At 65.7% G+C, this 20,172-nt stretch carries 20 protein-coding genes; 7 read left to right on the forward strand and 13 right to left on the reverse strand.

Going from position 1 to position 20,172, the window contains the following annotated elements; translation table 11 throughout:
* A complete protein-coding gene (sdhC, locus tag GRI59_RS10550; protein WP_160761127.1) occupies nt 1-381 on the reverse strand; it encodes a succinate dehydrogenase, cytochrome b556 subunit in 381 nt (126 codons plus the stop codon).
* A 110-nt stretch (nt 382-491) separates the two neighbouring features.
* Here sdhC and GRI59_RS10555 point away from each other — a divergent pair, with 110 nt between their 5' ends.
* From GRI59_RS10555 to GRI59_RS10565, 3 genes are read left to right on the forward strand one after another with little or no spacing between them, the layout of a single operon-like run.
* Complete coding sequence (locus tag GRI59_RS10555; protein ID WP_160761128.1) at nt 492-1,217, forward strand: SDR family NAD(P)-dependent oxidoreductase; 726 nt, start codon at nt 492-494, stop codon at nt 1,215-1,217.
* Complete coding sequence (gene bla, locus GRI59_RS10560; RefSeq protein ID WP_160761129.1) at nt 1,207-2,130, forward strand: subclass B3 metallo-beta-lactamase; 924 nt, start codon at nt 1,207-1,209, stop codon at nt 2,128-2,130. Before GRI59_RS10555 ends, bla begins: the two co-directional genes overlap by 11 nt.
* Entirely contained in the window at nt 2,127-3,035 is a 909-nt protein-coding gene (locus tag GRI59_RS10565) for a 50S ribosomal protein L11 methyltransferase (RefSeq protein WP_160761130.1), read from the forward strand. Before bla ends, GRI59_RS10565 begins: the two co-directional genes overlap by 4 nt.
* Here GRI59_RS10565 and GRI59_RS10570 read toward each other — a convergent pair.
* The 11 genes from GRI59_RS10570 to GRI59_RS10620 all read right to left on the reverse strand — a co-directional run bounded on the left by GRI59_RS10570 (nt 3,028) and on the right by GRI59_RS10620 (nt 16,506).
* Entirely contained in the window at nt 3,028-4,248 is a 1,221-nt protein-coding gene (locus GRI59_RS10570; protein ID WP_337190259.1) for an RNA polymerase sigma factor, read from the reverse strand. The genes GRI59_RS10565 and GRI59_RS10570 overlap by 8 nt on opposite strands.
* Nucleotides 4,245-4,598, reverse strand: coding sequence for a YciI family protein (locus GRI59_RS10575; protein ID WP_160761131.1), 354 nt, complete (start codon nt 4,596-4,598; stop codon nt 4,245-4,247). The genes GRI59_RS10570 and GRI59_RS10575 overlap by 4 nt, the downstream gene beginning before the upstream one ends.
* 89 nt (nt 4,599-4,687) lie before the next feature.
* Nucleotides 4,688-5,860, reverse strand: coding sequence for a sterol desaturase family protein (locus GRI59_RS10580; RefSeq protein WP_160761132.1), 1,173 nt, complete (start codon nt 5,858-5,860; stop codon nt 4,688-4,690).
* 88 nt (nt 5,861-5,948) lie between these two features.
* Nucleotides 5,949-6,455 carry a CinA family protein gene (locus GRI59_RS10585; protein WP_160761133.1) on the reverse strand — a complete coding sequence of 169 codons (507 nt, stop codon included), beginning with the start codon at nt 6,453-6,455 and terminating at the stop codon, nt 5,949-5,951.
* A complete protein-coding gene (locus GRI59_RS10590; protein WP_160761134.1) occupies nt 6,445-7,275 on the reverse strand; it encodes a c-type cytochrome in 831 nt (276 codons plus the stop codon). Before GRI59_RS10590 ends, GRI59_RS10585 begins: the two co-directional genes overlap by 11 nt.
* On the reverse strand, nt 7,272-9,401 hold the full coding sequence (ligA, locus tag GRI59_RS10595) for an NAD-dependent DNA ligase LigA (RefSeq protein WP_160761135.1): 2,130 nt from the start codon (nt 9,399-9,401) through the stop codon (nt 7,272-7,274). Before ligA ends, GRI59_RS10590 begins: the two co-directional genes overlap by 4 nt.
* 13 nt (nt 9,402-9,414) lie before the next feature.
* On the reverse strand, nt 9,415-10,338 hold the full coding sequence (locus GRI59_RS10600; RefSeq protein WP_160761136.1) for an alpha/beta hydrolase: 924 nt from the start codon (nt 10,336-10,338) through the stop codon (nt 9,415-9,417).
* A gap of 61 nt (nt 10,339-10,399) precedes the next feature.
* Nucleotides 10,400-11,299, reverse strand: a complete 900-nt coding sequence (locus GRI59_RS10605) for an alpha/beta hydrolase family protein (protein ID WP_160761137.1) — start codon at nt 11,297-11,299, stop codon at nt 10,400-10,402.
* On the reverse strand, nt 11,299-12,966 hold the full coding sequence (gene recN / locus GRI59_RS10610; protein WP_160761138.1) for a DNA repair protein RecN: 1,668 nt from the start codon (nt 12,964-12,966) through the stop codon (nt 11,299-11,301). Before recN ends, GRI59_RS10605 begins: the two co-directional genes overlap by 1 nt.
* 90 nt (nt 12,967-13,056) lie before the next feature.
* Nucleotides 13,057-15,333 carry a S9 family peptidase gene (locus GRI59_RS10615; RefSeq protein WP_337190260.1) on the reverse strand — a complete coding sequence of 759 codons (2,277 nt, stop codon included), beginning with the start codon at nt 15,331-15,333 and terminating at the stop codon, nt 13,057-13,059.
* A gap of 378 nt (nt 15,334-15,711) precedes the next feature.
* Nucleotides 15,712-16,506 carry an outer membrane protein assembly factor BamD gene (locus tag GRI59_RS10620; protein ID WP_160761139.1) on the reverse strand — a complete coding sequence of 265 codons (795 nt, stop codon included), beginning with the start codon at nt 16,504-16,506 and terminating at the stop codon, nt 15,712-15,714.
* Nucleotides 16,507-16,739: 233 nt separating this feature from the next.
* Between GRI59_RS10620 and GRI59_RS10625 the strand changes: the two genes are divergently transcribed.
* The 3 genes from GRI59_RS10625 (at nt 16,740) to GRI59_RS10635 (ending at nt 18,266) form a co-directional block, all read left to right on the forward strand.
* Entirely contained in the window at nt 16,740-17,507 is a 768-nt protein-coding gene (locus GRI59_RS10625) for a hypothetical protein (protein WP_183363604.1), read from the forward strand.
* A gap of 199 nt (nt 17,508-17,706) precedes the next feature.
* Nucleotides 17,707-17,967, forward strand: a complete 261-nt coding sequence (locus GRI59_RS10630; protein WP_160761140.1) for a type II toxin-antitoxin system CcdA family antitoxin — start codon at nt 17,707-17,709, stop codon at nt 17,965-17,967.
* Entirely contained in the window at nt 17,967-18,266 is a 300-nt protein-coding gene (locus tag GRI59_RS10635) for a CcdB family protein (RefSeq protein ID WP_160761141.1), read from the forward strand. The genes GRI59_RS10630 and GRI59_RS10635 overlap by 1 nt, the downstream gene beginning before the upstream one ends.
* A 71-nt stretch (nt 18,267-18,337) precedes the next feature.
* Here GRI59_RS10635 and GRI59_RS10640 read toward each other — a convergent pair whose 3' ends face one another.
* A complete protein-coding gene (locus GRI59_RS10640; protein ID WP_160761142.1) occupies nt 18,338-19,231 on the reverse strand; it encodes an HNH endonuclease in 894 nt (297 codons plus the stop codon).
* 411 nt (nt 19,232-19,642) lie between these two features.
* Here GRI59_RS10640 and GRI59_RS10645 point away from each other — a divergent pair, with 411 nt between their 5' ends.
* Complete coding sequence (locus GRI59_RS10645; protein WP_160761143.1) at nt 19,643-19,807, forward strand: Flp family type IVb pilin; 165 nt, start codon at nt 19,643-19,645, stop codon at nt 19,805-19,807.
* The last annotated feature ends 365 nt before the right edge of the window (nt 19,808-20,172 follow it).

The raw sequence follows: 20,172 nt of genomic DNA on the forward strand, positions 1-20,172 counted from the left end.
TCAGCGCAGCAGGATCAGGGCCCAGAAGCCCGCGGTGAGAACGACAGCGATGATCGGCGCAGCGATCGACCACATGCGGTTGGTATCGAGTTCGTAGCCGGCCCCGATATCCAGCACGAAGTGGCGCATCCCGCTCATCATGTGCGTGAAGAATGCCCACGACAGGCCAACCAGCACCAGCATCCCGACCGGCGAGCCCATCGCGCCCTGGAACGTGGCGTAGGCCTCGGCCCCGCTCGCCAGCGCGCCGAGCCACCACAGCAGCACGCCCAGCCCGACCAGCGCCATACCGTCGCCGGTTGCGCGGTGGAGGATCGATACAAGCATATGCGGCCCCCAGCGCCACACCTGCAAATGGGGAGAAAGCGGTCTTTGATTCATGGTGATCCCGTCCGGTCCCTAGATTTTCGCCATTCCACTTAGCGCCGCTGACGCATGAGGCAAGCGGGGAGCGGTGGACACAGCTTGCAAAGTTTTGGATAGGGACGTGCATGGGATACACTCTAGTTACCGGATCGAGCCGCGGAATCGGCAAGGCAGCTCTTGATGCTCTGGCGGAACGCGGGGTTCCCGTGATCGGCCACGCCTCACGCCCCGTTCCCCCCACACCCGGCGCCCCGCCGATCATCGCCGCCGATTTCGGCGATCCGCTGAGCGTGCAAGGCCTGTGGGATCAGGCACTTGATCTGGCGGGCGGTGAGATTGACGCTGTGGTCAACAATGCCGGGCGGTTCGAGGCCAACCGGCTGGAACGCTCCGACATCGAATGGCTCGACGCGTGGGAGGACACGCTGCGGGTCAACCTCACCAGCGCTGCGCAGCTTTCGCGCTTTGCGGTGCTGCATTGGCAGGAGCGTGGCTTTGCCGGGCGGCTCGTCCATGTCGCCAGCCGCGCCGCCTATCGCGGGGATAGCCCTGCGCACTGGCACTATGCCGCCGCCAAGAGCGGAATGATCGGGATGCACAAGACGATTGCCCGTGCCTATGCCAAGGACGGCATCCTCAGCTTTGCCGTCACCCCAGGCTTTACCGACACCAGCATGGCCGACGATTACCTCGCCAGTCGCGGCGGGCCGGGGCTGCTGGCGGACATTCCGCTGGGCCGGGTGGCGACACCGGAGGAAATTGCGGCCATCATTACCTTCTGCGCGCTCGATGCGCCCCCGAGCATGACGGGCGCGGTGATCGACGCCAATGGAGCGAGCTTTGTTCGATAAGATTGTCATGCTCGCTGCGGCTGTGCTGGCCCTGTCCGGGTGCACCACTGCTGCTGCCACCTCGCAAGCATCTGCCACGGTCGAGGACGCGCAGCATTCCGACGCTATGGTGCACTTTGGCAAGGTCTGCGAAGATTTCGACGACTGGGACAAGCCGACGGAGCCGTTCCATATCCACGGCGACACTTGGTATGTCGGCACTTGCGGGATCACCGCGCTGCTAATCCGGGGCGAGGATGGCGCGGTGCTGATTGACAGCGGAACCGCCAAAGGCTCAGAAGCCATCGCTGCCAATATCGAGAGCCTCGGCGTCAAGCTGTCCGACGTGAAGGTGATCGTGGGCAGCCATGAGCACTTCGACCATGTCGGCGGGTTTGCCCGGCTACAAGGCCTGATCGGCGCACCCGTGCTGGTGGGTGAAGGTGCGGTTGAGGTGATCCGCACCGGCAAGGACGATCCGCGCGATCCGCAAGCCGGGCTGCACGCGCCGATGGCGCCTGTCACTGGCACAATCCGCGCCGTCGCGGACGGCGAGTTGGTGAAGGTCGAAGGACTGGAAATCACCGGCTTCGCCACCCCCGGCCACACCATCGGCGCGATGAGCTGGCAATGGGAAAGCTGCGACGTGGGCGGCTGCGTCACTATCGTCTATGCCGACAGTCTTTCGCCGGTCAGTGCCGATGAATACCGCTTTACCGACCATCCCGACTATGTCGCGATGTTCCGGCGCGGAATTGCCCGGCTGCGTCCGCTCGAATGCGGCATGTTGCTTACCCCCCACCCCTCGGCCAGCGACATGCTCACCCGCGCGCGGACCGGGACGATGGTGGGCGGCATGACCTGCGCGGCCTATGCCGACAGCAAGACCAAGGCGCTCGATGACCGGCTCGCCAAGGAAGCGGCGGCGCAATGACCTCCACCTGGAAACTGACCGCCCACGCGCCCAAGCTTGTCGTGCAAGCGGCGCTGCTGGCGCATGATCTGGTCGACGATTGGGATTACGAGCTCGTCATCGCGGGCCGCGAGGAAGCGGAGGACAAGCCCGACGACTGGGTGCTCGAAGGCTGGTTTCCGCGCAAGCCCGGCAAGGTAGAGAAGGCTGCACTGTCCGGGCTGTTCGATGGACCGGCACCCAAGATCACCGTCGAAGAATTGCCGCCTGAAGACTGGGTGACGCTGAGCCAGCACTACGCCCCGCCGATCCGGGCCGGGCGGTTTCATGTCCACACGCCTGATTACCCTGCCGATCCCGACCTGATCGACTTCGTGATCCCCGCCAGCCAGGCCTTCGGCACCGGCCAGCACAAGACCACCGCCGGGTGCTTGGAAATGCTGGGCCACATGAAGGCGAGCGGCGTGATCGCCCGCAATGTCGCCGATATCGGCACCGGCACGGGGCTGCTGGGCTTTGCCGCGCTGGCGCTGTGGCCGCGCGCACTGTGCACCCTCACCGATATCGACGCGGTGTGCGTGGGCGTGGTCGAGGAGAATGCGCGGCTGAACGCCGTCCCGATGGGCGGCAGTGCCGGCGAGGCGGTGATGATCGTGGCGGACGGGATGGACGATCCGCTGCTGCAATTGCGCGGGCCCTATGATCTGCTGATCGCCAACATCCTCGCCGGACCGCTGGTCAGCCTCGCGCCCGATTTTGCCAAGGCTGTGCCGCCGGGGGGGAGCTTGCTCTTGGCCGGGCTGCTGGCGGGCGAACAGGAAGCGGCAGTCAAGCGCGCGATGCACCGCGCTGGGTTCCGCATGGCCGCAAGGCTCCAGCGCGGCGACTGGGCAATTCTGTGGCTGCGTCGACGGCGCGTTAGGTAAGCACCGCGCGCCGCCGCTCAAGGAGCAACCGCTCGGCCTTTGGCGGCGCAAGCGCGAGCGCGGTATCGAGCGCCGCCGCTGCCTCGTCCATCCGCCCCGCCCGCGCCAGCAAATCGGCGCGCGCGACATGGTAAGGCCGCGCCAGCGCCAACCGCTCGGCGGGGAGCGCTTCGAGCGCCGCCAGCCCGGCCTCGGCACCCTCGACCTGCGCCAAAGCCAGCGCGCGGCTCAACGCCACCATCGGCGAGGGACGCAGCGCGAGCAGCACGTCATAAAACCGCAGCACCGCGCCCCAATCGACCGCGCCATCGAACGCGCGGCGGGCGTGGGTCAGCTGGATCGCGGCCATCACCTGATACGGCCCTGATCGCGCCAGCCGCGCCGCCCGGTCCATCAGCCCGCGCGCCGCTGCGATCCGGGGATAGTCCCACAGTGCCACATCCTGCTGCGACAGCGGCACCATCGCGCCCTCCCCATCCAGCCGCGCCCCCGCGCGCGAACGGGCGAGCAGCACCAGCGCAGCAAGGCCCAGCGCTTCGGGCTCCTGCGGCAGCAGTTCCGCCACCAGCAGCGCCAGCCGCTCCACTTCCGCGCCAAGATCCTCCTCCAGTGCCGCCGACAGCTCCCCGCCCGCGTCCGCATAGGCCGCCGTAAACGCCAGTTCGAGCGCCAGCAGCACCGCGCCCAGCCGCTCGGGCCATGCCTTGCGCGGGGGAAGTTCAAACGCGATCCCCGCCTCACGCACCTTGGCCTTGGCGCGGGTGATGCGCTGGAACATCGCCTGTTCGCTCACCACGAACAATCGCGCGATCGCCGGGGTCGGCAGCCCGCAGATCACCTTCAGAGCCAGCGGCGCGCGCACCTCGGGGCCCAGCGCCGGGTGGCAGCAGATGAACAGCAAGCGCAGCCGCTCATCCGGGATCGGTTCGGGCAGTTCGAGAATGTCAGCCATGTCGCTCACCTCCCCCAAGGCATCCGCGGTCCGCGCCTCACTGCGCGCCTTGCGGATCGCATCGAGCGCGCGGCGCTTGGCTGCAACGAACAGCCATGCGGCAACATCGCGCGGCGGCTCGGCGAGCGCGAGGCAGGATGCGGCGGCATTGGCAAAGGCCTCCTCCGCAGCGTCCAGATCGCGCAATTGGGCGGCGAGCGCGGCCACCACGCGGGGCCGCGCCGCCATGATGGCATGGGCCAGATCGGCCTGAAGCGTCACCCCTCCATCGGCCAGACCGGGCGCACCTCGATCCCGCCTTTGGGCACCGGAATGCGCTTGGCCCATTCGAGCGCCTCATCAAGGCTGGCGACATCGATGATATAGAAGCCGCCGAGTTCCTCATGCGTCTCGGCAAAGGGGCCGTCATGCAGGGTGGCCGCGCCGTTATCCCAGCGGATCGTGGTCGCCATAGCGGCAGGCTTGAGCCGCTCGCCCGAGAACGGCACCCCGGCCGCGACCAGATCTTCAGCGAGCTTCATATGCCCCGCCAGCGTCGCCTCCAGCAACGCCGCGCCGCCCTCACCCGCATAGGGGCTTTCATCCTCGTTGATCATCAGCATGAATTGCATCTCGCGTCTCCGTCATCCACCCCGCCGGAATGGCGAGGCTCTGACAGGGAGACGCGGGCCGCAAGCCGGATTCGACAGCCGCGCGAAAATTATTCCGCAGGTTCGGTGCCGGGTTCGTCGGACTTCTTGCCGGTCCGGGTCCAGGGGTACAGGAACTGCGGGCCGTAGCCGCGCGGCACGTCTTCGGGGATGCCGTAATCCTTGGGCCAGCGGTCCTCGGGCAAATGGAAGGTGCCGAACAGCTTGTCGATCCATGGGAAGTGGATCGCGAAGTTCACATCGAAGGCCTCACGCTCCAGCCCGTGGTGCCAGTGATGGAAGCGCGGCGTGGCAATCCAGTGGCCGAGCCGGTTGAAGTTCCCGCCGACATTGGCGTGGAGCAGCGACGACCAGACATAGATGAAGCCGATATAGGCCTGCATCACCGACGCGCCAAAGCCCAGCGTGAACAGCGGCAGCGATGTCACCGCGCGCAGCAGCACCACCTCGACAATGTGCATCCGCGATCCCGCCAACCAGTCCATCGACTTGGCGCTGTGATGCACCGCGTGGAAACCCCACAGGAACGGCACTTTGTGGAACAGGCGGTGGTACCAGTATTGCAGCATATCGGACGCGACGAGCACAATGGCGAATTGCACCAGCCACGGCAGGTCCGCGACCATCGCCCGGAACGCCTGCCAATTGCTCGTATTGGCGTTGATGATCTGTGACGGCGCCAGCGACAGGAACGCCAGAATCTGCACGAACATCGAGCTGACGAGGAAGTAGAACAGATCCTCGCGCCATTCATTGCGGAACAGGCGTTGTTCGCGCCGATGCGGCACAAAGCGTTCGAGCGGGGCGTACATGAAGCCGGTCGCCAGCAGATTGACGATGAAGAAATCGAGCCCGAAGAACATCCCCCAGCCGCCGGCATTATCCGCTTCGACGGACGCACCGCCCAGCAATGCCGCGCCAAGGCCGATGGCCAGCGTCGTCATGCCCAGCACCTTCCTCGGACGCAGGAGCAGGCTCAGCAGCGCGAGCGCATAGCTCGCCAGCAGGATCACATGGATGGCAGTGCGAAATCCGCCCCAGTCGCGCACGATCTGCAATTCGGGCGTGGTGAACCAGGCTGGGAATTTGAGCGCGACGACCATCACCAGCCCGCTGATCGCAAACAGCAGGCCGAAGAACCCGGCGAACCAGCCAGAGCCGAACCGCCGCACTTCCACCGGCGATTCCAGGTCGCGCATCAATGTCTGAAGATAGCCTGCCATATTGCCCCACATGGATTACCATTCTGCGTTAGCATGAAGCGCCTTACCACACAGTAACTTCGCGGCGAATGCCCCCAATCAGCAAGGCTTAGAGGGGGCCTGCCGCGTGCAACGCATCCTCGAAGGCACCCAGCGCATTGCGGGTGAAGGCGGCCATATTGGTGATCCGGTCATCGCTGCCGGTTTCGACCATGCAGGTGATAGTCATGCCGCCGGGCGCCGCAATTGCGGCGACGCTTTGCCCGGCAGGCGCACCCGAAGGATGCGACGATCCGCCGACCGAGCCGCTTTCAGCCAGACCCCACTCGGCCCCAAAATTGTCCCGGATCGCGCGCGCTTGCAGCATGGCATAGTCCGCGCTCGCCCCGCGCATCCCCTTGTAGGCGTCGCGCGGGAGCGCGAACAGCACGTCGCGGGCGCGCAAGGAATAGACCACCCCGCCGCCCACGAAAAAGTCGAGCGCGCCGGGGACCGTCAGCAAACTCGCCGCGATCAGGCCTCCGGTCGCACCATCCGCCACCGCGACTTTCTCGCCGCGTGCGCGCAGCAAGCCGGCGATGCGCAAGGCTTGGGGGTGGAGTTCCTCAAGGATCATGCGCGGAAAGCTCCACAAGATAGGCGCGCACCGCGCCGACTTCGCCGTCGGTGAAATTGGCATAGCGCCGCCGTGCAACCTTGCTCATCAACCCGACCTCGCGCTCGCCGGCCGCCTTGCCGGTGCGCATCAGCGTAGCGAAATCCTCGGGACGATAGGAGCCGACGATGCGGAGATTGGGGGGCGCGTTGCCGTCCGCCTCCATCGGCTCCTTGCCGCCGGTCAGGTCGATGCCGTGGCACTCGACACAGGTCGCGCGGACGATGAAGCGGCCATAGGCGTGGTCCGTGCCGAGATCGGGTGGGCCCTTGTCCTTCATCGCCGCAACCCGCGCCGGGGAATCCATCCATTCGCCCTTGGCCTGCATCGCGAGCAGTTCCGGCCCCATCGAAGGTTCGGGGTGAACCGGACCTTCGGGCTTCAGCGCCTTGAGATAGGCGACCATCGCGTCGACATCTGCGGGGTTGAGGCCGCTGAAGAGGTAGGACGGCATATCAATCAGCGCACGGTCGGCCCGCTTGCCCGCTGTGATCATCGCGGCCAGTTCACCCTGCGAATACTTCGCCGCGCTCTGCGTGAGGTTGGCGGTCCAGAGCGTGCCCATATCATCGCTCCAGTCCTGTCCGGTCAGGCCGGTTTCGTGGCAACCGCTGCATCCGAGCACCTTGGAGAGGCGTTCGCCATGCTTGACCGGATCGCTGAACGCGAGTTCGAAACGGGGCGATCCAGCTGGAGCAGGCGGAGCGTCCGGCGTCTTCGAACAGGCGACGAGGCCAATCAGCACCGCTTCAATTCCGAGCCAACCCCGCCTGATCGTCATCCCCCGCTCCCCCCGGAACCACCCATTGCCTCGGCGACGATGGCCGCCCAGCCCGCCTCGTCTACCACTTCGATCCCGAGTTCGGCAGCCTTCTTGAGCTTCGATCCCGCTCCCGGCCCGGCGACCAGCAGGTCGGTCTTGGGGCTGACACTGCCCGCTGCCTTGGCGCCCAAGCGTTCGGCCTGCGCCTTGGCTTCGTCGCGGCTCATGGTTTCGAGCTTGCCGGTGAACACCACGGTCTTGCCAGCCACGCGGCTGGCAATGGTCTTCACTTCGAAACGCGGCGGGGTGACTTCGCCGAGGAGGTCTTCCCACACCGCGACATTGTGCGGTTCGTGGAAGAAGTCTCGGAATGACTCCACAACAGCGTCACCAACGCCATCGATCGACGTAAATGCAAGGTATCGATCGTCATCCTTTGGCGGCTTTAAGCGTGCGCCCCAGTCAGTCCGATACCAAGTGTTCAGATACTCGGCGGCTTCGCGAATTCTCGATATCTCATTAAAATTCTTCATCAAGTCCCGCGCCGTCACCTCGCCGACGTGGCGAATGCCGAGCGCGAACAGCAGCCGGGCCGCATCGGGCGTGCGCTTGGCTTCAATTGCGGCGAGGAGGTTGTCGACGGACTTCTCCTGCCATCCTTCTAGCGCGAGGATGTCACCTCGCCGCTGACGAAGGCGGAAGATATCCGCCGGGCTTTCCAGCCAGCCGAGCGCAAAGAATTGCGCGATGGTTTTTTCGCCCAGCCCCTCGATGTCTAGCGCCTTGCGGCTAACGAAATGTTCGAGCCGCTGGGTTCGCTGCGCAGGGCAGATCAACCCGGCGGTGCAGCGGACATCGACTTCGCCTTCCTCGGCCACCGCCTCGCTGCCGCATTCGGGGCAGTGGTCGGGGAACGGGAAGGCCTCGCGCGGGTCTTCGCGGGTCAGGTTCTCGACCACTTGCGGGATCACATCGCCGGCGCGCTGGATCACCACGCGGTCACCGATCCTGAGGCCGAGCCGCGCGACCTCGTCGCGGTTGTGGAGCGTCACATTGGTGACCGTCACCCCGCCGACCAGCACCGGGGCGAGCCTGCCCACCGGGGTCAGTTTGCCGGTGCGCCCGACCTGAATGTCAATCCCCTGCACCACGGTTTCAGCGCGCTCCGCCGGGAACTTGTGCGCCAGCGCCCAGCGCGGGGCCTTGGCGACAAAGCCCAATCGCTCCTGCCAATCGAGCCGGTCGAGTTTGTAGACCACCCCGTCGATGTCATAGGGAAGATCGGGCCGTGCCGCGCCGATGGCATTGAAGCGCGCCACCAGCTCATCCGCCCCACCGACGACGCGGGTGAACAGCGGCGAGACGGGGAAGCCCCATGCTCGCAACCGCTCCACTACCTCAGATTGGGTCGCCCCCGGCACTTCGCTCGCCGCGCCCCAGCCATGCGCCCAGAACCGCAAGGGCCGCTTGGCGGTGACGCTCGCATCCTTCTGCCGAAGGCTCCCCGCCGCCGCATTGCGCGGGTTGGCAAACAGCTTTCCGCCCGCTTCATGCTGCGCAGCATTGAGTGCGGTAAAGGCCTGTTTTTCCATATAGACCTCCCCGCGCACTTCAAACACTGCGGGCACCCCTTGCGGCAGGCTTTGCGGGATGTCAGGGATGTGCGCGACGTTAGCCGTTACATCCTCGCCTACCTGCCCGTCACCGCGTGTCGCGGCACGGACCAGCACCCCGTTCTCGTAGCGAAGCGAGCAGGACAATCCGTCGATCTTGTCCTCGGTGGTGACAGCCAGCGGCTCGCCTTCGGGCAGGTTGAGGAACCTGCGCATCCGGGCCAGCCACTCAGCCACCTCGTCCGGGCTGAAGGCGTTGTCGAGGCTCATCATCCGAACCTCATGCGCAACCTTGCCGAGCGGCGAGGCGGCGATGGCGTGGCCGACCTTGCGCGAGGGGCTGTCGTCGCGGATCAGATGCGGGAACGCCGCTTCCAGCTCGGCATTGCGGCGGACGAGCGCGTCATATTCAGCGTCGGAAATCTCCGGCGAATCCTCGGCGTGATACAGGCGGTCGTGTTTGGCGATGGCGCGGGCGAGGCGCATCAATTCATTGGCGGCATCCGCCTCGCTCAATCCTTCGGTGCTCATGCCCGCAGCTTTTTCACCGGGCCTTGGCAATGTCCAGCAACGACGGGCCGATGGCGGCAAAATCCTTGGTGCCGGGCACCAGCATGTTGAAGTGCTGTTCCTGCGACACCCGGATCACCTCGACCGCGATGCCCTGCGCGCGCAGGCCTGCGATCACCTCAGGCTCGGGATCGGGCAGCGCGCCGTCGACCACCAGCAGCCGCTTGATCAGCGGCTTGTTCACCAGCGGGTCGAGCATGGCGTAACGCGACGGCACGTCCGCCGGGGTGCCGCCCATCAGCGGGACGATGACGGGCTGGCCGCAGATCGCCGCGTCGACCCCGACGAAGGGCGCGGTGCGCAGCGGCCCGTCGATCACCACAGCAGCGCGCGGTTTGGGCAGATCGCGCTCGATCACCGCATCGCCGTAGTCGCCCGTCCCCAGCCAGACCGCTGGCGTCGTTCCCGCCGAGTGGCCCATCAGAGTGAGGCGCGACAGATCGATGGGATAGGACTTGGCGAGCGTCTTCACATAGGCAAGGCCCTGCGCCCAGTCGGCGAAGGTGTTGGGCCAGCCCCCGTCCGAACCGAGTTCGCGGTAGCCGGGTGTCCAGGTGGCAACGCCGTTGCGGGCGAGGAAGGTCGCAAGGCCGGAAACCCCGAACGGTCCCGCGTAGCCCGACCAGCACCCGCCGTGCCAGATCACCGCCACCGGGAAGGGTCCCTTGCCCTCGGGCATCCGCAATTCGCCATATTGCCGCGCCGAAGCGGTGCCGTAAGCGACTGTGAGCGTCGGGGCGTCAGAGGGGATCGTGTTGACCTCTTCGGGGCCGTAATCCTTGGTGTCGGTCACCGCAAAGCGCGTGTCGGGCGCCGGCGGGGCCACAGCCACCGGCGCGGCGGGCGTGCAGGCGGATAGCGTTGCGGCCAACGCCAGCAGCGAAATGATAGGCTTCATGATCGTCCCTCCCCCTTGAACTGCCGCAGCATAGCGCGTCGCAGCGGCGGCGGGCAACGGGTCATTCACCGCCCTTGAGCACACCCAGCATGGCCGCTTCATTGGCGGTATAGACCGGGTTGCCGGGGGTGATGATGGCAAAGTGGCTCATGCCGACATTCTCGCGCACCGCCACCTTCGCCCCGCCTGCCGCAAGCGCGGCCTGTGTCGCGGGTGAGGGGGCGGGCAGCTTGGCCTGCACGAACAGCAGTTCAGCCAGTTGCGGCGCGTAGGTGGCAGGCGAAATCGCGGCGTAGCGATCGCGCGCAGCTTCGGGCGGGGCGCCGATGAACGGATCGACCGCCGAGAACTGGCACAGCGTGTCAAACGCCGAACGCTCGACCCCGACATCGCCCGGCCCATCGAGCACGATCGCGGCGCGGGCCTTCAGCGGTTGGCGCTTGCCAATGGGGCCATCCGCGCCCTGCGCGCTCGCCAACCACTGCGCGGGCAAGGCACCCGCCGAATGGCCGACCAGCGTCACGCGCGCACGGTCGATGGGATGCTTGGCCGCGACGTCGTCAATCAGCTCGGCCGAAGCCGCCCAATCCGCGAACGACCCCGGCCAGCCGCCCCCGTCCCCGACCTCGCGGTAATCGACATTGAGCGTCGCGATGCCAAGTTGCTGCCAGCGGGTGGCGAGCGGGGCCATATAGGCCTGCGAGGCGATCCCGGTCTTCCAGCATCCACCGTGATAAATCACCGCCAGCGGAAACGGCCCGTCCCCTGCGGGGAGCCGCAGCTCGGCAAACCCGCGCGGGTGGTCGGCATAGCGCAAGATCGCGTCGGGCGCGGAAGGCGCAAGGTTGGCGTCGGTGCCATAGGTCGCGTTGTTGGGTTGCACAGCCGGCATGGCCTCCTCTGGCGCGGGCGTGGTGGTGGCGCAGGCAGCGGTAAGCAGGAGAACGGGGAGCAGGCGCATCACACCCCCTCCAGCAACCGGTCCGCCTGCGCGCGGGCTTCGGGCGTGACTTCGGCGCCGGACAGCATCCGGGCGATTTCCTCCTGCCGCCCAGCTGGGTCGAGCAGCACCACGCTGGTCTTGGTCACGATCCCGCTCGAGGCCTTGGCGATCAGGTAATGCTGCCCCCCGCGCGCCGCCACCTGCGGCGAGTGCGTCACCGCCAGCAATTGCCCCTCTTGCGACGCGAGCCGCGCCAAACGCTCGCCGATGGCAGACGCCACCGCGCCGCCCACGCCGCGGTCGATTTCGTCGAAGATGATCGTCGCCGCCCCGCCCTGCTCGGCCAGAGCGACCTTCAGCGCGAGGATGAAACGCGACAATTCCCCGCCGCTCGCAATCTTGCCCAAAGGCGCAAAATCCGCGCCGGGGTTGGTCGAGATCAGGAACTCCACCGCGTCCATGCCGTGGGCGTTCCAGCGCTCCTCTGGCAGCGGCGTGATCGCGGTACGGAACCGGGCGGCATCGAGCTTGAGCGGGGCAAGCTCAGCCGCCACCGCCGCATCCAGCCGCTCCGCGCCCGCCACGCGCGCAGCGTGCGCCGCCTCGGCCGCCGCAACATAGGCCGTGCGCGCTTCCTTGGCGGCGGCTTCCAGCGCGTCGAGCTGCGCTTCCCCGCCTTCGATCGCGTCAAGGCGCGCGCGCATCGTCCGCATCAGTTCGGGCAGATCATCCACCTCGCAGCGATGCTTTCGCGCCGCCGCCCGCAGTTCGAACAACCGCGTTTCGGCGCGCTCCAATTCGTGCGGATCATGCACCAGCGCCTCAGCCGCAGCGCGCAGCTTGTCCTCAGCCTCGGTCGCCTCGATCACCGCGCGGTCGAGCGCGGCCAGCGCTTCGGCGAGCAGGGCGTGCTGTTCGGCAATCCGGTCGAGCTTCCTCGCCGCCACCCGCAAGGACGCCAGCGGCGAATCCGATCCTTCCCACAGGTGCCGCAGCGTTTCGAGATCGTCCGAGAGCTTCTCGCCCTTCTGCATATCCGCCCGCGCGCCCGCGAGCCGCGCTTCCTCGCCCGCAACCGGCTCCAGCGCGGCGAGTTCGGCGAGGTGTGCGATCAGCAGATCCTGATCGGCCTTGGCCTGCTCCACCGCGCCGCGCGCCTCGGCCAACTGCGCCTCGGTGCGCGCCCAATCGGCAAAAGCACGCTCCAGCCCGGCGGTATCGGTGCCGGCATAGCGATCCAGCAGCAACCGGTGCCCGCGCGGGTTCACAAGGCCCCGGTCGTCATGCTGGCCGTGCAATTCCACCAGCGCAGGCGCCAATTCGCGCAGCAGGGCGACGCTGGCGGCTTGGTCATTGATGAAGGCCTTGGACCCGCCATCCGCCTTGACCTGCCGCCGGATCAGCAGCGGCTCTCCCGGCTCAATGGCGATCTCGGCATCGTCGAGCGCGGCAGCGATGCCCGCAGGCAGCGCAGCGAATTCAAAGCTGGCGGTAACACTCGCCTTGTCCTCACCAGCGCGCACCAGCGAGGTTTCCGCCCGGTCGCCCAGCACCAGCCCCAACGCATCCAGCAGGATCGACTTGCCCGCCCCCGTCTCCCCCGTCAGCACGCCCAGCCCGCGCGCGAAGGTGAGATCGAGCGCTTCGATAAGGACGATATTGCGGATGGACAGGCGGGTGAGCATGGATGCGAGAACAGATAGCGCACACCCTTGCCCGCGTCACCTGCGTAAGGCGCGCCAATCCCCAAGGTGTCGGCTTAGGGGCGCGCGCGCCTATTCCCCAGTTGCGAGGCCCGCGTTCTTCACGTGCTTATCGAACCAGCTGATCATCTCGGCCAGCGTCTGCAGCACTGATTCGCGCCCGCGATAGCCATGGTCTTCGTGCGGCAGCATCACCAGCCGCGCGGTGCCGCCCGTGCCCTTGACCGCCGCAAACATCCGTTCCGATTGTTCAGGGAAGGTGCCCTGGTTGCTGTCGTTCTGCCCGTGGATGAACAGGATCGGTTCGTTGATTGTGTCCGCAGCCATGAACGGGCTGAGCTTGTAGTACGTTTCAGGCGTATCCCAGAACACCCGCCGTTCTGACTGGAAGCCGAACGGGGTCAGCGTGCGGTTGTATGCGCCCGACCGGGCAATGCCGGCGCGGAAAATATCGCTATGCGCCAGCAAGTGCGCGGTCATGAACGCGCCGTAGCTGTGCCCGCCCACGCCCACACGCACGCCATCGCCAAACCCGCGCGCCACGGTGAAATCAACCGCCGCCTTGGCGCTGGACACCACCTGTTCGATGAAGCTGTCATTGACGGTTTCCGGGTCAGCGCCAACCACCGGCATGGCTGCATTGTCGAGCACGGCATAGCCCTGCGTCAGGAAAAACAGCGGCGAATATCCGCCCACGCGGGTGAAACGCCAAGGGGAATCGCGGTTCTGCCCTGCGGTCGCGGCGTTGTTGTATTCCAGCGGATAGGCCCAGACCACCACCGGCAGCTTGTCTCCTGGCTTGTAGCTGGCAGGCAGATAGAGCGTCGCGGTGAGATCGACCCCGTCGGCGCGTTTGTACGTAACCAGCTCGCGCTTGATCCCGGTTAGTTCGGGGTGGGGATCGGGGAAGCTGGTCAGGAACCGCGCAGCGCCGGCCTGATGCAAGCGGAAATTGCCGGGGTTGGTCGGGCTTTCGTAGGAAGTGACGAAGGTGCTGCCATCTTCGGCCAGCACATCGACCACGCTCTCAAACTGCTCGCCCGAGTTGCGCCACAGCTCTTCGGTGGTCAGCGTGGTGAGATCGAAAAGCCGCAGGAACGGGCGATACCCTTCAGGCGTCGCGCCGAGGCCGGACAACAGCAGCTTGCCATCCACCATTCGCGCCACGCGGGTGCCACGATCGGAATAGGTCAGCAACGGGCTGCCGGGGTCGTTGTAAGCGTCCTGAAGATTGCGGATGCCGAGTTCACGCGGAGCTGCGGTGCCGGTGACGTCGATCAGGGTCTGGCGGACTTCGCGGGTGTCTCGGTCATATTCGTATGCAATCAGATCGTCCGAACCCTCAATCCCCAGGACACCCGATGCGCGGCGGTCTTCCAGCCGGGCAATTACGCGTGCCTCGCCCTTGAACGGGGCGGCCAGCGCAAGCAGATTATCGCGGTTGGTGGTCTTGACGCGCGGATCCCCGCCGTCCTGCGCCTCGGTCCAGATCAGCAGCGCATCCTGGTTCGGATGCCACTGGATGTTGCGCCGCCCGGTGACGACGCCCTGCACCGGCAGATCATCGGCGAGCGGTCGCTGGACCACGGTCTGGACCAGCTTGCCATCAGCCGTGTAGACCGCGCTGGTCGTGGGGAAGCGCGACCACGGCACCTGATAGGAAAACGGCGGCTCCAGCCATTCCATCAGCATATATTTGCCATCGGGCGACGGCGTGACAGAAGTGTAGATGCGCGCAGGTCCGATCGCGCGCTTGCTGCGCCCGTCAGCCGACATGATCACCGGCTGCGACGTCGTCATCCAGGTGAACAGCGCCTCGTCATGCGGGTTTTCGAGCAGATCCTGATAGGTGGGGTTCTGCGCCTGCTTACCGCCGGTGGCGGTCTGGATTGCGGGGCCGCGCGGGGTAAGCGGCTCGGTCGGCATGGGGCCGCGTCCTTCGGGAATGGTCAGCACCAGCAGCGATCCGTCGGCCAGCCATTCGGGCGATTGGAAGATCGGGTTGACGCCGCCAGTCATCAGCTTGCGCGCGGCGGCTGTGGCGGTGTCGAGCACCCACAGGTCAACGCCGTCCGTGCGGGTGTTGGCGAACGCAACCTTCGCTCCGTCGGTCGTCCAGGTGAAGCCTGACAGATCGGCACCGGCTGGCAGCGCCACCGCGCGAGTCTGGCCGCTGGCGATGTCCTGCAAAGTCAGCCCGGAGGCCGAACGGGTGCGGTGCCGGTCATTGGTGGCGGCATCGAGCCGCAATCCGGCCAGCTTCTCCATCGGCTTGGCAAGATCGGCAACGGGCGGCAGCGCCTCGCGCTGGATCAGCAGAAGCTGGTCCCCGGCGGGCGAGACCGACACGTTCGGGCTGGGCGCGCGCGTGACGATATCGGCGACGGCGGCGGGCGGGGTCTGGTATCCATCCTCCTGCGCCGCCGCGAGGGCCGGAATGCTGACAGCAATCCCGAAGGCGGCGGCAAGACGGATCGATCTGTGAATGGCAATTCTCCCCTGATTCCGAGACTTTGACCAAGCCGCTCAGGCTAGTCAAGGCCCGCACTGAAGCAGCGGAGCGGTGGGGCTTAAAAGCGCTGACTCGGCTGCACAGCAGCCGCAAGGCCGGAGTCGAAGCCGAAGGCGCAGACGTGCAAAGCACACCTGCAAGGCCGCCCGCAGGTGCTCAAGCCTGCAAGGCTTAAACCGCACCGAGGACGTACCCGCGAAGGCGGGATCGCAAAACTAGGAAGCAGTGACACCCTCGGCGTGCTTGCCGACCAGCTTGAAAGCGCGGTCGTACCACTCGCTGCCGGGATAGTTTGCACCCAGCACCGCGGCGTACTTCACCGCTTCCTCCGGCACGCCGAGCGCAAGGCTGCTTTCGGTGAGGCGGTAGAGCGCCTCGGGCGTGTGGCTGGTGGTGTCGAACTTTTCGACCACGTTGCGGAACCGCATATCCGCCGCGAGCCACAGGCCCATGCGCTGATAGTGGCGACCGATCTCCATCTCCTTGCCCGCAAGGTGATCCGCCACCAGATCGAGCTTCAGCCGCGCATCGGCGGCGTATTCGGTCTGCGGGAAGCGGCGGTTGACTTCGCGCAGCGCGGTCTGGGCCTGCTCGGTGATCTTCTGGTCGCGGTTCACATCGCTGATCTGCTCGTAATAGCTCAGCGCGATCAGATAGTACGCGTACGGCGCATCCTTGTTGCCCGGGTGGATCGACAGGAACCGCTGCGCGTTCTGGATCGCCTTGTTGTAATCGCGCGCGATGTAATAGCTGAACGCGCTCATCAGCTGCGCGCGGCGGGCCCAGGGCGAATAGGGGTGCTGGCGCTCCACCTCGTCGAACAGCGCCGCGGCCTGCAAGGTGTTACCCTTGTCCAGCCGCCGCTGCGCCTCGGCATAGAGCGATTCGACATCGCGCGCCACGTAGGCGACGTCCTTGCCCTCGGTGCTCCCGGCACAGGCGGAGAGGGTCGCGAGGGTCGCGGCGGCGAGCGCAGCCTGAGCGAGACGAGTGGTGAGCTTGGTCGACATGGCCGACCCTATAGCCAGCCCCGCGCTGAACGCCAAGTGAAGGCTGATGCCCTATGCCCAAAGCCGAAGGCTTGGGCATGAGAGGCGGAAGCCCGGCCGGCGGGTCGGCTTGCCGACCCGTTCGACGTCACGTGTCGCATGGAGCGTTTGCGCCAGCAAACGCGGAACGGCGCGGGACGCCAGCCCCCACACCCACATTTTCCTACTCGCGCGATTTGTGATCCCTTACCCCCATGACCCGACGCACCGACCCCCGCACCGCCCGCCTCCCTGTCGCGCAGGGAGAGCTGCCCCCCTTCACCCCCGTCCCCCGCCAGTACGAGCGCCACGACGGCTGGACTCCCGCCCGCCAGATCGCCTTCATTGAGGCGCTGGCCGACTCCGGCTCGGTCAAGGCCGCCGCCCGCGCCGTCGACATGAGCGCCGAGGGTGCCTACCACCTGCGCCGCCAGCCCGGCGCCGAGAGCTTCCGCACCGCATGGGAGGCCGCGCTCCAGCTTGGCGTGGCCCGGATCGAGGACGTGGTGATGGACCGCGCGCTGAACGGCGTGGAGGAACCGCTCTACTCCTACGGCAAGCTCATCGGCACCCGCACCCGTTACAACGACCGGCTGCTGATGTTCATCCTGCGCAACCGCGCGCCCGAGCGCTTCGCGGCCGGCGGCGGGCCGAAAGGCCTCAACGCGATCAGCCAGATGCAGCTCGACCGGCTCAAGCAGGAATGGATCGCCGAGCACGAGGCCAGCAAGCCCCAGGTCTCAGCCGAGGACGTCCGCCGCCGCATCGACCGCAAGGTCGAGGAAATCCGCCTGCGCTTGCGGCACGAGGCCGAACACCGCTGGGCCGCGCTCACCGAGGAAACCCGCACCGCCTGGGCCCACTTCATATCCCTCCGCGACCGCGACCTCGACGCGATGAAGGCCGACGCCAAGACCCGCGAGGTGCTCGACGTGAAGTGGAACGCGGCGGGTGATCGGTTTGATCCGCCGGAGGGCAGGTGATGGCGCCCAGCGCAGGCGTTTGCGCAGCAAAGGCCAAGCTGGAAGCCGGTGCGCGGCAGCGCATCACTGCCCCCGGCCGGCGGGCGGCGTCAGCCGACCCGTTCGGAAGCGAAGCTGGCCGAAGGCCACCTCATGGCCGCGGCTTTGCCGTGGCTGCTTTTTCCTTGATGCATACAGTCTATGCATATACATTTGTGACATGAACAGCCACACACCTTCACGCCTCAAGGCCCCTAGCGAGCCGCGCAAGCGCACAACCATGACCATCCGGCCAGATTACCTCGCCGATGCAAAAAGGCTCGGAATCACGGTGTCCGAAGCCGCCGAACGCGGCCTGCGCGATGCCATCCGCGAGGCTGAAGCGGCGCGTTGGCTTGAAGAAAACGGAGATGCGGTCGCGGCGGCCAATGACTGGGTTGAGGCCAACGGCCTGCCACTCGCGGATCATCGCCTGTTCTGATGGCGCGTTTCGATGTTTACGCGTTGAAGCGCGGCGGGGCGCTAGTGGTCGATTGTCAGGCTGACCTGCTGGATGGGCTTAAGACCCGCGTGGTGGCGCCGCTGATTGTCGAGAGCCAAGCGCCGAAGCCTGCGCGGCGGCTCAATCCCGTGTTTGAGATTGGCGGGGAGCACTATGTGTTGATGGTACAGCTTCTCTCGGCGGTTGAGTTGCGCGAGTTGGGGGCGAAGGTGGTTTCGCTGGAGGAGGACGGCGATACGGTTCTGAATGCGCTAGATTTTCTGCTTACAGGGGTTTGAGGCGCACCATCTTCCCCTTCAGGGGAGGGGGACCATCCGCAGGATGGTGGAGGGGCGGGCTCAGTTGGCGTCTAAGCCGCGAAGGCGTGAAACTCACGGTGCCAATCCAGAAATTGCGGATGGGGGCGGTCCGCTTCGCGCGAGGGCGCAATCAGTTTGCCGGAAGAATTGATGATTGCCTCCACCCCGCTACGGTCATTAACCTTGCGGTGAACAATGATCTCGTGGTTGTCGGCCACGCCAATCAAGCCACGATCGAACATCCAATGGGCCGTACCTGAAAGGGCAAGGCCGTTCCGGATCGAGTCAGGTCCGCCGTGCTCAACAGGTCGAATATGCGCGGCTTCGGCTTCAAGCCGCCCTCCCCCGTTAACCAGCCGCCAGCCTGTGACCGCGCAGCGGCCGTCATAGGCATGCAGCACGGCGCGGCGAAACGCGCGGTCGCGGAAAGGGCGGTTGAGAAGCGACTGAACCAGCGGGCGTTCGACTTCGAATGGCGTCTGTTCTTCCCGGACGCGATCCAATGGCTCGGGATCGCCAACGCGTGGAAGCGCTTGGTCGTCCGGCAGGCCCAAGGAGATGATGCGCGCGAAGTCAGAGTTGGAAAGTGGGCGAACAGCAGATTGGGCACGCCCAGAAATCTTCCCGGCCTCATTCAAAAGACCGAGTTCAACCGGAATTTCTCCAACTCGAAAAGATACTTCTGATGAGAAATCAAGATAAGTACCATCTTCAATCAAAGCTAAAAACAAATCTTCGGCCCTGGGGTCAGGAACAATTTTTTCAACCTTCGCCGCGGCAAAATAGCCTCGAGAGTATCGAACTTTGCCTGATTCGAGGTAGATGACCCAGTCACCAACCATCTGCTCGGCGCGACCGAGATAGATTTTCGGAAATTGATATTGGACAGCGGGGATGTCGTCGTAAATCGACCCATCCTTGTGCATGAATACACCGAAAGCCATGTGCAAGTGATCCTGCGTCAGCGCAATAGAGTCAAGCGGTTACCAACCATTGGAATTGCCCCCCGCAAGCTGGAAGGGGAAGCGCCCACTTCTGTCAAGAAAACCGTCCGTGTTGAGTTCATCGAAGCACTGCACTTCTTGGTTTGCGCGCAACTACGAAAGAGTAAGGCAGCCCTTCGACAAGCTCAGGGCGAACGGGAAGAGAGGCCAGCCGCGGCAAAGCCGCGTCTTGACGTCGAACGGGTTCCGCTTCGCAGCCCAGCCGGCCGAAACGCGGCCCCTGGCTACTAGCTTGCCGTTCGCTGCGCGAACGACTGCGCTACGCGCCGGGCCGCAGTCTTAACCATCCCCCGCCACCTCTCAGCAACCTTTCACCTCCACCTTTAGCACAACGCATTGAAAGGGTTCGCAATGTTCACACGGCTGCGGGATGATGAGGCGGGGGCCACCGCGATTGAATATGGGCTCATCGTCGCGCTGATCGCGATTGCGGCGCTTATCGCGTTTCAGTCGCTCGGGCTGACGCTGTCGGATGTGTTCGATACGATCCGGACGGCGATGGGGAGCACTTTGTAGGGGTTGTTGATTGGGGGGCTGGCTTGCTCGCCCCTCCACGACCCCGGATCAGGTCCGGGGTGGTCCCCCTCCCCTTTAGGGGAGGATTTTGAGGTCTTGTCCCCCTCCCGCTTGCGGGAGAGGGAAGTGCTGCCCCTCTGCGGGCCCTGCGTGACACCCTTCTTGGCTCCAAGCGCCGCCATCTTGGCTTCTTGGCTTCTTGGCGCGAACCAAAAATCGGTCAGCGATAAGGGCGCGTGCCCCTCCACCACCTTCGGTGGTCCCAGTCCTCTGATGGGGAGGATTGCTCGCCCGAAAGCGGCCACTCCCCTCAAACCCGTTCGTGCTGAGCTTGTCGAAGCACTGTCCTTCACTTCCCAAGAGAA

The organism is Erythrobacter ramosus, assembly GCF_009828055.1.
Lineage (GTDB): Bacteria > Pseudomonadota > Alphaproteobacteria > Sphingomonadales > Sphingomonadaceae > Erythrobacter > Erythrobacter ramosus.

Excerpts from the sequence above, each read along its gene's own strand:
- GRI59_RS10565 (WP_160761130.1), top strand. The coding sequence starts at position 2,127 with ATGACCTCCACCTGGAAACTGACCGCCCACGCGCCCAAGCTTGTCGTG.
- GRI59_RS10555 (WP_160761128.1), top strand. The coding sequence starts at position 492 with ATGGGATACACTCTAGTTACCGGATCGAGCCGCGGAATCGGCAAGGCA.
- sdhC (WP_160761127.1), bottom strand. The coding sequence starts at position 381 with ATGAATCAAAGACCGCTTTCTCCCCATTTGCAGGTGTGGCGCTGGGGG.
- GRI59_RS10605 (WP_160761137.1), bottom strand. The coding sequence starts at position 11,299 with ATGCGCCTGCTCCCCGTTCTCCTGCTTACCGCTGCCTGCGCCACCACC.
- GRI59_RS10590 (WP_160761134.1), bottom strand. The coding sequence starts at position 7,275 with ATGACGATCAGGCGGGGTTGGCTCGGAATTGAAGCGGTGCTGATTGGC.
- GRI59_RS10580 (WP_160761132.1), bottom strand. The coding sequence starts at position 5,860 with ATGGCAGGCTATCTTCAGACATTGATGCGCGACCTGGAATCGCCGGTG.
- recN (WP_160761138.1), bottom strand. The coding sequence starts at position 12,966 with ATGCTCACCCGCCTGTCCATCCGCAATATCGTCCTTATCGAAGCGCTC.
- ligA (WP_160761135.1), bottom strand. The coding sequence starts at position 9,401 with ATGAGCACCGAAGGATTGAGCGAGGCGGATGCCGCCAATGAATTGATG.
- GRI59_RS10600 (WP_160761136.1), bottom strand. The coding sequence starts at position 10,338 with ATGAAGCCTATCATTTCGCTGCTGGCGTTGGCCGCAACGCTATCCGCC.
- GRI59_RS10630 (WP_160761140.1), top strand. The coding sequence starts at position 17,707 with ATGAACAGCCACACACCTTCACGCCTCAAGGCCCCTAGCGAGCCGCGC.
- GRI59_RS10645 (WP_160761143.1), top strand. The coding sequence starts at position 19,643 with ATGTTCACACGGCTGCGGGATGATGAGGCGGGGGCCACCGCGATTGAA.
- GRI59_RS10575 (WP_160761131.1), bottom strand. The coding sequence starts at position 4,598 with ATGCAATTCATGCTGATGATCAACGAGGATGAAAGCCCCTATGCGGGT.
- GRI59_RS10625 (WP_183363604.1), top strand. The coding sequence starts at position 16,740 with ATGACCCGACGCACCGACCCCCGCACCGCCCGCCTCCCTGTCGCGCAG.
- GRI59_RS10620 (WP_160761139.1), bottom strand. The coding sequence starts at position 16,506 with ATGTCGACCAAGCTCACCACTCGTCTCGCTCAGGCTGCGCTCGCCGCC.
- GRI59_RS10635 (WP_160761141.1), top strand. The coding sequence starts at position 17,967 with ATGGCGCGTTTCGATGTTTACGCGTTGAAGCGCGGCGGGGCGCTAGTG.
- GRI59_RS10585 (WP_160761133.1), bottom strand. The coding sequence starts at position 6,455 with ATGATCCTTGAGGAACTCCACCCCCAAGCCTTGCGCATCGCCGGCTTG.
- GRI59_RS10640 (WP_160761142.1), bottom strand. The coding sequence starts at position 19,231 with ATGGCTTTCGGTGTATTCATGCACAAGGATGGGTCGATTTACGACGAC.